A 13,087-nucleotide genomic window follows, 5' to 3' on the forward strand; every position below is an offset into this window, starting at 1 on the left:
TCAATGAGGCGTCCTTGGGACGACGCGGTCGAGATCCTGGTCATGGTGGCTAGCCCAACGTAAAAACTGAAGAAATGTTCGGACGTGAGAAGTCGCCGCCGTGCGGGTGCCGCTGGTCGCCGATAGCGACAGCCGATGCTCGACAGCAGCGAGGACGTGCTCAGCCGTCAACGCCTCGAGGTTTTGACCGGGATGATGGCGGAACCAATCCAGAAAGCGGCGGCCGCCCAGTAGAACGCCTTCGCGGGTCTTCGGCTCAAGTCCTCGCACCTGGCGCAAATAGTCGGAAAATGAGGTAAGAAGCGGAGTATCCGGATCATCATCTACCCTGGGAGCGGAAGCAATGAAGCGCTCCGGAGCCACTCGCCGTGCATGTCCCAGCGCCGATGCTGCCCCAATGCGTGGAGAATCCATAGTAAACGTGCATAAATAGCTGTCGACGACATCTTGATGGATCGGCATCCGACCACAGCGCGTTGGGGCAAACTGGCTAAAGCGCCCGATCCGGCTCAAGTAAATCTCGGCGGACGCTCGCTTGTAACCAAGGGCGAAAAAATGCTCCGCGAGGTGATCCATCTCGCCACCGAGTGCACCGCTACGCAGGCGCTTGAGCACCCACAATAGGAAAAATAGAACTTGAGCATTCTGCCCCTCCGGCGTTGTGGCACAGGGGAATCCCGCGCCATGAGAGAGGCATGAAATATTATGTAGCGGAGGCAAGGTGGATTTGGCCGGCCCGAAAGCGGTCAGGGCGGCTCCGCCACATAATCTCGCCCGACGCATAAGAACGGTTATAACCGTTCTTGGGCGCGGTCTACGTGCGGGCCAAGCGGGCCGACCGCATCAAGCTCGTCTACTTCGACGGCACGGGCGTATGCTTGTTCGCCAAGCGCTGGAGGATGGCAAGTTCTGCTGGCCGGGCATTACCGATGGTGTCGTGCGACTGACGGCGGCACAGTTGCAGGCACTCCTGGAAGGCCTCGACTGGCGGCGGGTGCACGAGACGCGCGAGATGCGTGTTCCAACGACGGCGAGCTGACCAGCATTATTGCCAAATTACTGGAATCCATGCTTGAAATTCGTGACCGACGCGGCCGCTGCCCTACCCGACGATCCTCATGCGCTTCAGGCGATGCTTCTGGCCGCGCGTGCGGAGAATGAGAGGCTCCGCCAAATCATCAAGGAATTGCAGCGCTATCGCTTCGGGCGAAGGGCGGAGAGCCTGCCTGAGGACCAGCTGCTTCTGGGGCTGGAGGAAGCCGAGCAGGTAGAGGCGGAGGGCTTCGCCAGCGCGGAAGCCGGGGACCCCTCAAAGCGTGATGCCAGGGCTCGTAAGCGTCGCGCCAACCGCGGCTCGTTGCCCGCCCATCTGTCGCGCGTCGAGCAGGTGATCGACATCGCCGACAAGATCTGTCCGTGCTGCCAAGGCCAGCTGCATGAAAGATCTCGATCGAGACCTCGTTCTCGCTTTTCTCGACGAACTCGAGGAGAAGCGGAACAATTGCGTCGCCCCGCGCAACGCCCGCTTGGCCGCGATCCGATCTTTTTCCACCACGTCGCTGCCGCCGACCCGGCGTCCTTCGGTGTGGCCCAACGCGTGCTGTCTATTCCCATTAAACGGGCGACATCGAGGTAACGCACCATCTCACCAAGGCCGACGTGGATACCCTCATCGCGGCGCCCGATCCAAACACGCCTCGTGGTCGGCGCGACCGAGCCTTTCTGCTCTTCCTGGCACGGACCGGCGCCCGGTTCTCGGAAGCTACCGGCGTCAACGCAAACGACCTTCAGTTGGAGCGCTCTCACCAGCAAGTGCTGCTGCGCGGCAAGGGGCGCAGAGACCGCGTCGTGCCCATTCCTAAGGACCTGGCGCGAGCGCTGACGACCTTTTTGGGCGAGCGCGGGATCACCCATCACGAGCCCCGACCGATATTCGTCGGCGCCCGCAACGAGCGCCTGACTCGCTTCGGAACGACCTATATCGTGCGGCGTGCGGCGGTCCGAGGCCGTGCCTATCAGGCCAGCCTTGGCCGACAAGCCCATATCGCCGCACATCTTCCGGCACTCCCTCGCCATGAAGCTTCTCCAGTCCGGCGTGGACCTTTTGACGATCCAAGCCAGGCTCGGGCATGCACAGGTCGCCACGACCCACCGCTATGCCACAGCGGATGTCGAGATGATGCGCAATGGACTCGAGAAGGCGGGCGTCATCCGCGATCACGGCGTGCGTTTCCGACCAAATGACTCCGTTCTGCAACTGCTGAACTCCATCTGAATGTTATGTGGCGGAGGCAAGCTGGGTTTGGCCGGTCCGAAGGGGTCAGGGCGGGTCCGCCACATAATCTCGCCCGACGCATAAGAACGGATCCGCGCCCATCGCCTCGCGCACGAGCGCTGCCAGACCTTCCGCTCCCTTGCGGAAGTCGACTGGCTTCGTCGCCACCATGACCTTGACCCCTCCCGTTGGCCCGATCACGACGTTGCCCTCAGCGCACGGATCACCGCTGCAACCGTCTTCGAATCCGCCCCACGACCCACCCGCATTGCGATGCCGTCGATCTCGAGCTCGATCACACCCGCGTCTCGCGCCGGCTCCCGCTTCCTTGGCTGTGGCCGATGCTTCCCCGTAGGCTTCGGAGGCGCTGCCGTCACTACCGCCGGCACGAACATGGATTCCGATATCGCTGCCTCCCCCATCGGCCATCGAGCAGCCCGACGCCAGGTGAACAATTGCTGCGGAGAAAGTCCATACCGGCGTGCCACAGCACAAACCGTCTCGCGCGCCTCGTCGCTCTCCGCCACTATCCGGGCCTTCTCCTCCGGCGCCACTCACGCCCCCGACCCGAACCAGTAAAGATCTCCAGCCGACGGACCGGCTCCTCGTCCTTGGACTTAAGCATAAACTCTGAAATCGTCATATGTCGAAGCCCTCAAAGGCCTCGAACATCGTCCCTTACATCCACGGGCGAAAGGTGCCGCTGGGACAGGTACTCAAAGTTGGCCGAACGTCGCTTAATTTGTGCCATGAGCTGACGGCTCCCAGCGCCAACCTGCACGCAACCATTGGGGCAGTGAGCGTGATGTTCGACCTTAGCACGCAGCCGTTGCATTGCCGGATAACGTTCGGAGCGCAGCTGAACAGCTCCTACACAGAGGTACGATAATATGTCCTAATGGGATCCGGTTGTCAGGTGTATCTCTTCCCCAGCCCATTAGGGCCTTCCAGCTCCTCTCCCAGCATTGGACGACAGCTTTTCTTGCGCGGCCATATTCCATTCGACGCGCAGAGCAAGATTTATGTGTTTGGCGAATGGATTAATAACAACCGGTAATTTGTTTGTAAGACAGCGGCACGCCATAATTCGACTATGGGCAGCATCGTCGTGCGATCGATCGTCGGATTACAAAGCGGTGACAAGCAGTGTAGGTCGAGGTCTGTCATCGGACCTATTAAGGCGCACAAGAATCCATGCCGCCTGTAACAAAATAAGGATCTACAATGGGTACATTCATCACCTGCGCAGTAAATGGCGGTGCAGACACGGTTTCGCGCCACCCAAGGATACCGGTTACCCCTAAAGAGATTGCGGACGCAGCGATCTCGGCCGCAAAGGCGGGTGCTGCCATCGTCCACCTCCACGCGCGTGACCCGCAAACGGGTCAGCAGAGCAGGGACCCGGAACTTTTTGCGGAGATCGTATATCTGATCCGGGACAGCGACACGGATGTCATCATCAACGTTAGCTGCGGGATGGCAGGCGATTTAGTGCTCACAGAAACGCCTGACAGGCAGCTTGCCGGAGGGGGCACAGATTTGCTCGGCCCAAGAGAGCGGCTTCAACACTTGGATCGTCTTTGCCGTGACCCGAAGCTCAAGCCTGAGATATGCACCCTTGATTGCGGCTCCATGAATTTCGGCGACGGTAATCTCGTATACTTGGCGCCAGCAACATATCTCCGGTCGATGGCCGAGCATATCCGTTCACTCGGGATCAAGCCGGAATTAGAGGTTTTCGAACTTGGACATCTCGCATTCGTAAAGAAGATGTTCGCAGAGGGTCTTCTCGAAAGAGCGCCGCTTATCCAATTTTGTCTCGGGATTCCTGGCGGTGCTCCCGCAGAGCCATTTGTTCTCGATGCCTTCAAGCAATTGGCTCCAGCAGAATCGAACTGGAGCGCGTTTGCGATCGGGCGCGACGAGCTGCGTTTTGTTCCGCTTGCTGTAGGGCAGGGGGGTAATGTTCGAGTCGGCCTAGAAGACAATCTCTATCTTAAGAAAGGCGTCTTCGCCGACAACGACACCTTAGTAGAGCGGGCTGTTGGTTTGATCCGAGGAATGGGCGGATCCGTTCTTTCCGCGTCGGAGACCCGTCAAAAGCTCGGATTGGAAAAGCCGATGGTGTAAAGCGCTTCTGAAAAAGAGGACCGCGACGCGACAAGCATCGAAGCAACGATCATTGAGCTCGGTCATTGGGATCCATTCGCGCAATGAATGAATTAATTCAATAATCTTTCTTTTCGGACTGGGCGTGGGTGCTAATGTAATCCCAGTGGCTGAGACATAAGAAGAAGCCACCCAGGTGCGTAACGAGGCTGATTCGTTAGGACACCTTGGAGAATCCCGGGAACGAGATGCAGATCAACAAGAAATTCGAGATCTCCAATACGGATTTCGCCTTGCGCGCTGATAAGATTGAAAAGCGTTTCGGGGAAGTCGACGTTCTTCGGGGAATCTCGCTGGAAGCGAAGCGCGGCGATGTTATCAGCTTGATTGGCGCATCCGGATCAGGAAAATCTACGTTTCTCCGCTGTCTAAACTTTCTTGACGTTCCCACTAACGGGACTGTCACCATTCGCGGGGAGTCCTACAAGGCGTCTGATGCCGTAAGCCGCTCTCGGGCGAGCAAGCAAAAGCTGCGGGAGCTACGTCGCGAAGTGGGAATGGTCTTCCAATCATTTAACCTTTGGCCACACATGACAGCTACCGAAAACGTCGTGGAAGGCCCCGTTCGGGTCCTGAAGGAGTCTCCGAAAGCTGCGCGATCTCGCGCCCTAGACCTGCTCGCCCGCGTTGGATTGGCAGAAAGAGCTGACTACCGCCCATCTCAGCTCTCGGGCGGGCAGCAACAGCGGGTGGCGATTGCACGCGCGCTTGCGATGAACCCAGATGTCCTCCTTTTCGATGAACCAACATCAGCTCTGGATCCCGAGCTTGTTGGTGAGGTTCTCGCGGTCATGACCGACCTCGCAAAAGAAGGGAGAACAATGTTGATCGTCACGCATGAGATCGGGTTTGCGCGTGACGTCTCAAGCAAGATGCTTTTCCTTCGAAAAGGTCTCGTCGAGGAAGAAGGCCCACCTAGGAGTCTCATTGAATCTCCCAAGTCCGAGGAACTTCACCGGTTCCTGGCGCGAATACGGCACTAAAATTAATCAGGCTGCAAAACAAACAAAAGGAACAGCTCATGAAAATCAAGAAGCTTTTAATTTTGGTTGGTATGGCTGGAGCCATTGCAATAGCAAAAACGCAGGGTGCTGACGCTAAGGATACGCTCAAGGCTGGTATGGATCCTCTGTTCGAACCATTCTCGTTCCAAACGCCTGACGGGAAACTGACCGGTTTCGACTACGAGATCTCGGGCGCGTTGTGTGAGGCGGTCGACGTCACTTGCGATATTCAAGCAATCCCCTACGACGGGTCTATTTCGGCGCTACAGTCGGGACAGATCGACGCGTTGATCAACACCTACGCAATGACCAAGGAGCGCTTGGAGAAGTTCACCATGGTCGGGCCATATATTCGGCCGACGTTCCGTTTGATTGTGCCAACAATGTCATCGATGGACGGGAGCGAGGCCAGTCTAAAAGGCAAAGTTTTGGGAATCGAAAAGAGCGCGTCGGCCATAGTTAGCTACACCAACGATACGTTTGCAAAGTTTATGACGGTCCAACCGTATGACCAGATTAATGATGCTATCCTTGACCTAAATACGGGGCGAGTTGATGCTGTATTCGGTGATGAAAACCAGCTCCTCTACGGTTATGTCAAGAAGCAGCCCGATGTCTATAAGATGATCGGCCAGGGCGTCAACGATCCCAAATACTTCGGGGCTGGGCAAGGTTTCATGCTCCGCAAAGGCGATGATAAATGGGCGGAGAGGCTCAAAACCGCTCTCGACGCGATCGTGAAGAGCGGAAAGTACGACCAGATCTCCAGAAAGTACTTTGGTAGAAATATTCTAACCGACTGACCTGACAAAATAACTCCGGACGGCGACGTGAGTTCCCAGTTCTCAGAGAGCGGTTTACGAGCGTTTTTGTATAGGCGCTGGGAATATCGGAGCCGGATGGGCTGCCACTTCATGCGCGCTGGACTGGCGTAGTGGTCTACGACCCGGTGCCCGAGCGAAAAGAGTGGCTTGATCATTATCTTGAGAGAGCAATGCCCGCGCTGGAACAGCTTGGGTTGTCACCAAACGCGGGAATGGAGCGGGTGAGATTCACCGCAGACTTGGAGGACGCGCTTCGCGGTGCCAAGCTTACCGAGATAAGCTCGCCTGAAGTGTTGAGCCAGAAGAAAGACTTCTTCCAAAAAATAACGGATATTGCACCGCTAGATGCGCTTATCGCATTCAGTTCAGCGGGCTTTCTCGCAAAAGACCTGAGATCGACGGCTAAGGCGCCAAAGCGGATTGTCATCGGCCACCCGTTCAATCCCTTATTCCGTTGGTCGAGATTGCGGGAGGTGAGGAGGCGTCGACCGCCGCTGCGACTGCAGCAGATAAGATCAACCGGATGCGAAGTCGTCGAACTCAAGCGCAAGATCGGAGGATACATCGGGAACCGTATGCAGGCGGCAGTTCTGAAGGAAATATTCTATATTTCTTCGAAGAGCGCGGCTGACCTGACACGATCATCGCGCGATTTCGACTGGGCCGGCGCTCAGGTGGGCTGTAATGGGCCCTTCGAGTGTGTTTTACCTGGGTACACAAAATCCGGATATGTATGAGGGTTTCGTTGAGAGGTTGGTAGATGAAATCAAAGGCGGTTTCGTCGCGGACGCAGAGTTCAACCAGATGAATCGTTGTGCACGGGAAGTCAGAAAATAATCGGATCGACTGGACAAACTCCACTTCGCGAATACGGGGCGTCATTGCGCTTCGTAAGGTCGTAGAACTCGCAGCGGAGAAGCGTGAGCTTAATATCAACTGGATTGTCAAGAAATAATTAATCACTTGACGAAGGCAGCGACCAGTGAATATCACGTCGGACTATATACCTTATATGGCGAAAGGCATTATCGCGTCTGTTGCTTTGGGAGGCGCTTCGTTTGTAGCGGCAGCGGTGGTCGGCTTACTTCTGGCGCTCGTCCGTGATCACTCAACAGCCCTCGTCAACCTTATTATTTCTGTCTACATCAGCGTATTCCGCGCTCTCCCGGAATTGCTGACTATCTTGCTGACGTACTATGGCTCCATCGCGTTCACTCGCTCCGTCGGCATCCCAGACCTTAGTCCTTTCGCCGCGGCGCTGCTCGCCTTCGGAGTGCAAATTGGCTCCTATGCCTGTCAAATCTTCTCAGACGCGTACCGAGCGGTTCCTCCAGGGTTACTGGAAGCCGCGCATGCTGTGGGAATGCCGGGACGTCTCATCAATGTTCGTATCGCGATCCCGCTGATGCTTCGTTTGGCTGCTCCTAGTTTGGGAAGTTTGCTGTTGATCGTGATCAAGTTGACCGCAATCGCTTCTGCTATTGGCGTAACCGAACTAACTCGGCGGGCACAGATTGTTGCGGGTTCGACCCATGATCCACTAGCTTCCTTTGGTTATGCGGCAGCTATTTACCTGGCTATTTCTGCGATTTTGACCATCTTCCAACGCCGGCTCGAGAGGGCAAAACAATTGTGATGTTTGATCTTCTTTTACATTCAGAGCTTTGGCTGGCGGTCGCACGTGGGATACCAGTGACTATCGCGCTCACGATGCTTTCCATGGTCTTCGGGCTGGCATTAGGCACCGGTGTGGCGGTACTCGTGAACAGTGACAATCTCGTTTTGAAATGGGTTGGCGAAGCGTTCACGTTCTTGTTTCGGGCAATCCCGCTTCTGACACTGCTCTACTTCTTGTATTACGGCTTGCCGACCATCGGCTTCATCCGACAAGGGCCGCTCTGGGATGCATTTTTCCGGTATTCGTTTGCTATCGCTGTCCTTGGGTTCAGCTTGAACAACGCGGCATATCTGGCAGAAGTTCTCCGCGGTGGCATGAAGTCAATAACACAGGGCGAAGTAGAGGCGTGTATGGCTGTGGGAATGAGCGAAGAGATGGCCCTTCGACGCGTGGTGCTTCCGATCGCTTTCCGCAATTCGGTCATGACGATTGGGAACGAGTTGGTGTTCACCCTCAAAGCCACGTCGCTCGCGAGTGCAATTACCGTCTCCGACGTTTTGAGCAACGCGAGAGCCTACGGGAAGATTTTCAACGACAATATCTCCCCCTATATCGCAGCCGCTGTTTTTTACCTGATCATGGTTGGTCTTATCGACGTAGCGCTCGCTGCGATCAGAAAACGAGCGGCGATGTAAGTCGGGTAACCAAGCAAGCTGGATCTGACGAAGTAGCAGCGAGCTTCGCGGCAACCCTTGTGCCGTTTGCGGCGGAACACCTCTGTAACCAACAATCCCCCAGCCGCCACCTGCTGCAAGTTCTGTGTGGCGGAGGTCCAGGAGATTGTCCAGCTCTCCGGAAGGTAAAGGCGACGATCGACGAACGCTTGGCCGTAGCGACTCGCGTAAGCCAAGAACACGCCGATCTGGCTGTTCTCGATCCGACCCGCCGTTCCCGAGTACTGACGCGCGACACCGGCAGAACGATCGCCCTTCTTCACAAACCCCGTCTCGTCGACGATCAGGACGCCATCCTCATCGCCCAACGCCTTCACTACATAATCGCGAACCTCGTCTCGGAGCCGATCCGCGTCCCAGTGGCTGCGCCCCAACAGCGACTGCATCCGATAAGGGCGCTCCGCTCCGGACTGCTCAGCCATCAACCAGCCCGTCTTGCGTTCAATGCCCGAAAGAAGGCCGTCAAGGAAATCTGCGCCCGTCTCTCGCAGCTCACGACGAGGAAGCACCCGCCCAACCCGCGCCTTCAGCGCTGCGAGCTCCTGCTCCCAAGCCAACAATGACCCCCACCACCATGGCGCCCTCCATAGCCTGTCGAACTGAATCGGAAAATCAAATGATCCGCAACTGTAGTACTAGGTGTTTAATCCCGGCATTGCTGAGCGGATCAAGCTGGAAGCGTTCGGGCTGTGCGGCCCAAACCTTGCTTTGAGGGTCTTGAGCCTGCGATCGAAGTTGTAGGCCGAGATGAAGTCGGCAAGGTGCTGGCGCAGCTGATCATGGCTCTCGTGGTAGAAGCGCCTGACCGTCGCATCCTTGATGGTCCAGTTCATCCTCTCGACCTGGCCGTTGGTCCACGGATGTCTTGCCTTGGTCGTCCGGTGTTCGATGTCGTTCCTGGCGCAGGCGTATTCGAAGGCATGGGCGTGGAAGAGTTCGCCGTTGGCGATGGCCTCCTTGATCAATGGCACGGCCGAACCGCCGGCGCCGGGCGTCCTGAACTGGATGCCGTTGTCGGTGAGCACGGTATGGATCTTGTAGGGAACGGCCGCGATCAGGCGCAGCAGGAAGTCTCTTGAGACGGCGGTGGTGGCCTTCTCGTGCAGTTCGACGAAGGCGAACTTCGATGTCCGGTCGATGGCGCAGCTTGCCCTGTTCAGTGCGTACCTCGGCGACGTCGATGTGGAAGTAACCGATCCGATAGCTCTTGAACTTCTTCTTTGCCGGCTTGTTGTCCTCAACGTCCGGCAGGCGGCTGATGCCGTGACGTTGAAGACAACGATGCAGTGACGAGCGCGTCAGGTGCGGGATCATCGGTTATAGGACATAGAGGCAGTCATCGAGTGGCAACAGAGTGTAGCGCCGGAAGGCGACGATGACGGCCTCCCCTCGGGCGAGAGCACCGTCGATCTCGGCTCTCTTGGACCGGTCGGCCGATCGGCCACCGAGGTCCGCTCCCGCCATTTGGCAACCGTCTTCTGGTTGATCCCGTAGTGTTTGGCCAGCGCCCTCAGGCTCTCTTGATGGGGTGGACGGCACCCGCAACGGCATCATCCTCGTGAGAGGCGTGCCAAGATGGTTGCTGTCGAGCACTCATCTGAAGGAGCACCGTCCATGGAAAGACTGACATCGAACTCAATGCTGTAGCCACCGTCGGCCTCGATCTGGCCAAGCACGTCTACCAGGTCCACGCTGTCGACGCTGCCGGCCGTGTCGTCATGTCTCGTGCGCTGCGGCGCAAAGATGTGCTGGCATTCTTCGAGCGTCTACCGTCGTGCCCTGATCGGCATGGAAGCATGCGGCTCGGCTCATCATTGGGCTCGCGAACTGGCAAGTTTTGGCCATGACGTGCGGCTGATGCTGCCAGCGTATGTGAAGGCCTATGTGCGTCGCCAGAAGAACGACGCCGCTGATGCAGCGGTTATCTGCGTGCGCATTTCGCTGATTGTGAGCAGCCATTTCACGCGATGGTGAGCGCTCATTTCATTTGATCGTGAGCAGGTATTTCACGCGATCATGAGCGGCCGCTTCGACCGACCTGTTCATTGATTCAGGTGTTTGAGTCTGCGTCAAGGGCTGAGCGTTGAGCGTTCTGTTTTCGCATGCTTTCTCCGGTGAGTTGAAGCCGGTGAGCATTGTGAACGAGGCGATCGAGAATCGCATCACCGAGGGTGGGATCGCCGATGACGTCGTGCCAGTGCTGCACGGGGATTTGGCTGGTGACGATTGTGGAAGCACGGCGATGGCGATCGTCGAGGATCTCCAGCAGGTCGCGGCGCTCGGCCGCGGTGAGGACCGACAGGCCCCAGTCGTCGAGGATGAGGAGCTGAACGCGCCCGAGTGTCTTGAGCAGGCGGCCATAGCGCCCGTCGCCGCGCGCCAGCGCGAGCGCCTCGAAGAGGCGCGGGACGCGATGATAAAGCACCGATCGATTGTCGCGGCAGGCTTTGTGGCCGAGCGCGCAGGCAAGCCAACTTTTGCCCAGGCCGGTTGCGCCTGTGACCAGGAGATTCTCGTGGCGGTCGATCCAGTCGCCGGCGACGAGCCTGGCGAAGACGGCGCGGTCGATGCCGCGTGGCGTGCGCAAATCGACATCTTCCACGCATGCGCTCTGGCGCAGCGCGGCGAATTTGAGGCGCGTCGTAAGCCGTTTGGTGTCGCGCTCGGCGGCTTCGCGATCGACAAGAAGCCCGATGCGCTCCTCGAACGACAGGGCATCGAGATCCGGTGATCGTCGCTGCTCCTCGAAGGCCTTGGCCATTCCGGTCAGGCCGAGTGCGATCAGCCGTTCATGAGTGGGGTGGGTGAGCATTCAAATCTCCATGGTTCAGTGGAAATAGCCCTGACCGCGGATGTTGCCGTGGCGCAGGGGTTGGTGATCGGGCGCCTCGTCGAGGAAAGCGCTATCAAGGCCGTTCTTGAGGATCGAACGGATCGAGGCGACGGAACGTGCCTTGATAACGATGCCGCGTTGGCAGGCTGCATCGACGCGCGTGTTGCCGTAGCTCTTGGTCAGCGCCAGGATGCCGAGACAGGTGCGAAAGCCCTGTTCGGGATGCGGCCGGTCGGCGATGACTGCCTGGAAGAAGGCGGCGGTGGAAGGACCAATTTTCTCGCCGGCCGCGATCAGACCTTGCGGCGTCCACTTGCCGTAGCGGCGATGCGCGCTCGGCATGTGATCGGCGACGGTGGTGTGGCCGCGCCGGTTGGGCGCACGGGCGATCGGGGTTGGTGACGGCGGCCTTGAGATTGTCGCAGATCACGAACTTCGGCACGCCGCCCAGAAAGGCGAAAAGGTTTGTATGCACGCCGATCCAGTCGGGCAGGCTCTCGCTCGGGCACGCCTCGGCGTAGGTATAGTTCGACGCGCCCATCGCTGCGACGAACAGCTTCATGGGACGCGCTTCGCCGGTGATGGGGTCGAAGATGTCGATGGTGTCGCCGGCGAAATCGACAAACACCTTCTCGCCGCCCAGGTGCGTCTGGCGCATCGTCGGGCGCGCGCGCCCTTTCCAAGCCTCGAAGGTCGTGCAAAACCAGGTATAGCCAAAGCCGTCGGGATTGGCGGCGCGATACTCTTCCCACAGGAGCACCCGCGTTACGCTGCGCCGGCGCAACTCCCTCTCCACATAGCTCCAATCGGGCACCGGCCGCCGGGGGCTTTGCGACGCCGCCTTCGGCGCTGGGAAGAGCAGCAGCTCAAGGCCTTCGTCATCGATTCCTTCAGGCAGCGGCCAGCTCAGCCCGGCAAGACGGGCGCGCCGCAGATAACCATGCACGACGCCATTGCTCACCCCGAGCGTGCGCGCGATGACGCGTTCGGTCAGGCCCTGGACATGCCTTAGACGTAAAACTTCTCTGATCCGGCGCATCGACAATCTCTGGGTTGGCATCAGGCTTCCTCGTTTTGAACGAGGCATCCTGTAGACCGGTTGAGTTGTCGGCCGAAGCGTCCAGCACCTCCGAAAAAGGTGCTCACGATCCTCTGAAATCGCTGCTCACGATCGTCTGAAATCGTTGCTCATGATCCCGTGAAATCCGTGCTCACGATGCGGTGAAATCCGTGCTCACGATCGCCTGAAATACGCATATCTGCGAGGCGGGGACGCGGCCCTCCATGCGCTTTGTACCGGTGCGATCGGTCGAGAACCAGGCTGCGCTCATGCACCATAAGGTGCGCGAACTTTTGGTGGCACAGCGTACGCAACTGCTCAACGCCCTGCGCAGCCATCTGGCCGAGATCGGGATCATCGCCGCGCAGGGACCGAACAATGATCGTGCTCTGGCGGTTCTCATCATGGAAAGCAACGACATGAGGGACTGTCAGGAATTCTGTGCGCGAGGCCGATTTCGTCATTGGCTGACGAACCTCTCGCCGAAGACGATGGCGAACTGGGTCTTGGCCTCGAACCACTCGCGCGGCGGTCGTTTCCATTCCTCGGCTGCATGGTTCAGCACCAGAT

At 58.1% G+C, this 13,087-nt stretch carries 10 protein-coding genes and 9 pseudogenes; 12 read left to right on the forward strand and 7 right to left on the reverse strand.

Translation table 11 applies throughout. From position 1 onward, the window contains the following. A complete protein-coding gene (locus AC0L3H_RS28965; RefSeq protein WP_473587751.1) occupies nt 1–576 on the reverse strand; it encodes a site-specific integrase in 576 nt (191 codons plus the stop codon). 242 nt (nt 577–818) lie between these two features. On the opposite strand from AC0L3H_RS28965, the pseudogene tnpB (AC0L3H_RS28970) reads away from it, so the two are divergent. The 4 genes and pseudogenes from tnpB (AC0L3H_RS28970) to AC0L3H_RS28985 all read left to right on the forward strand — a co-directional run bounded on the left by tnpB (AC0L3H_RS28970) (nt 819) and on the right by AC0L3H_RS28985 (nt 2,275). Beyond that, nucleotides 819–1,039: pseudogene (gene tnpB / locus AC0L3H_RS28970) on the forward strand (IS66 family insertion sequence element accessory protein TnpB). A 93-nt stretch (nt 1,040–1,132) separates the two neighbouring features. After that, nucleotides 1,133–1,438 (forward strand): annotated as a pseudogene (locus tag AC0L3H_RS28975) (transposase domain-containing protein); the annotation flags it as partial. A 221-nt stretch (nt 1,439–1,659) separates the two neighbouring features. Continuing rightward, nucleotides 1,660–1,944, forward strand: a pseudogene (locus AC0L3H_RS28980) (tyrosine-type recombinase/integrase); the annotation flags it as partial. A gap of 82 nt (nt 1,945–2,026) precedes the next feature. Further along, entirely contained in the window at nt 2,027–2,275 is a 249-nt protein-coding gene (locus AC0L3H_RS28985) for a tyrosine-type recombinase/integrase (protein WP_473587752.1), read from the forward strand. Between the two features lie 84 nt (nt 2,276–2,359). On the opposite strand, the pseudogene tnpB (AC0L3H_RS28990) reads toward AC0L3H_RS28985, so the two are convergent. Continuing rightward, nucleotides 2,360–2,446: pseudogene (gene tnpB / locus AC0L3H_RS28990) on the reverse strand (IS66 family insertion sequence element accessory protein TnpB); the annotation flags it as partial. A 26-nt stretch (nt 2,447–2,472) separates the two neighbouring features. Further along, nucleotides 2,473–2,829 carry an IS66-like element accessory protein TnpA gene (tnpA, locus tag AC0L3H_RS28995; protein ID WP_473587753.1) on the reverse strand — a complete coding sequence of 119 codons (357 nt, stop codon included), beginning with the start codon at nt 2,827–2,829 and terminating at the stop codon, nt 2,473–2,475. A gap of 670 nt (nt 2,830–3,499) precedes the next feature. On the opposite strand from tnpA, the gene AC0L3H_RS29000 reads away from it, so the two are divergent. The 6 genes from AC0L3H_RS29000 to AC0L3H_RS29025 all read left to right on the forward strand — a co-directional run bounded on the left by AC0L3H_RS29000 (nt 3,500) and on the right by AC0L3H_RS29025 (nt 8,585). Next, a complete protein-coding gene (locus tag AC0L3H_RS29000; RefSeq protein ID WP_473587754.1) occupies nt 3,500–4,405 on the forward strand; it encodes a beta-keto acid cleavage family enzyme in 906 nt (301 codons plus the stop codon). A gap of 227 nt (nt 4,406–4,632) precedes the next feature. Next, entirely contained in the window at nt 4,633–5,427 is a 795-nt protein-coding gene (locus AC0L3H_RS29005; protein WP_473587755.1) for an amino acid ABC transporter ATP-binding protein, read from the forward strand. A gap of 38 nt (nt 5,428–5,465) precedes the next feature. Next, on the forward strand, nt 5,466–6,251 hold the full coding sequence (locus AC0L3H_RS29010) for a transporter substrate-binding domain-containing protein (protein WP_473587756.1): 786 nt from the start codon (nt 5,466–5,468) through the stop codon (nt 6,249–6,251). Nucleotides 6,252–6,382: 131 nt separating this feature from the next. Next, nucleotides 6,383–7,009: a 3-hydroxyacyl-CoA dehydrogenase NAD-binding domain-containing protein gene (locus tag AC0L3H_RS29015; protein WP_473587757.1), complete on the forward strand. Its 627-nt coding sequence runs from the start codon at nt 6,383–6,385 to the stop codon at nt 7,007–7,009. Between the two features lie 245 nt (nt 7,010–7,254). Then, nucleotides 7,255–7,908 (forward strand): amino acid ABC transporter permease, encoded by a 654-nt coding sequence (locus AC0L3H_RS29020; RefSeq protein ID WP_473587758.1) that lies wholly within the window; start codon nt 7,255–7,257, stop codon nt 7,906–7,908. After that, nucleotides 7,908–8,585, forward strand: a complete 678-nt coding sequence (locus AC0L3H_RS29025; protein WP_473587759.1) for an ABC transporter permease subunit — start codon at nt 7,908–7,910, stop codon at nt 8,583–8,585. The genes AC0L3H_RS29020 and AC0L3H_RS29025 overlap by 1 nt, the downstream gene beginning before the upstream one ends. Before the next feature lie 146 nt (nt 8,586–8,731). On the opposite strand, the pseudogene AC0L3H_RS29030 reads toward AC0L3H_RS29025, so the two are convergent. Continuing rightward, a pseudogene (locus AC0L3H_RS29030) lies at nt 8,732–9,154 on the reverse strand (IS701 family transposase); the annotation flags it as partial. Nucleotides 9,155–9,259: 105 nt separating this feature from the next. Further along, nucleotides 9,260–10,138, reverse strand: a pseudogene (locus AC0L3H_RS29035) (IS481 family transposase). Between the two features lie 114 nt (nt 10,139–10,252). On the opposite strand from AC0L3H_RS29035, the pseudogene AC0L3H_RS29040 reads away from it, so the two are divergent. After that, nucleotides 10,253–10,565, forward strand: a pseudogene (locus tag AC0L3H_RS29040) (IS110 family transposase); the annotation flags it as partial. Between the two features lie 109 nt (nt 10,566–10,674). Here AC0L3H_RS29040 and istB read toward each other — a convergent pair. Both istB and istA read right to left on the reverse strand, forming a co-directional pair. After that, a complete protein-coding gene (istB, locus tag AC0L3H_RS29045; protein ID WP_473587760.1) occupies nt 10,675–11,436 on the reverse strand; it encodes an IS21-like element helper ATPase IstB in 762 nt (253 codons plus the stop codon). Between the two features lie 15 nt (nt 11,437–11,451). Further along, nucleotides 11,452–12,517 (reverse strand): annotated as a pseudogene (gene istA, locus AC0L3H_RS29050) (IS21 family transposase). A 197-nt stretch (nt 12,518–12,714) separates the two neighbouring features. On the opposite strand from istA, the pseudogene AC0L3H_RS29055 reads away from it, so the two are divergent. Beyond that, nucleotides 12,715–12,912, forward strand: a pseudogene (locus AC0L3H_RS29055) (IS110 family transposase); the annotation flags it as partial. Nucleotides 12,913–13,087: the final 175 nt, after the last annotated feature.

Source organism: Mesorhizobium sp. WSM4816 (assembly GCF_055811535.1).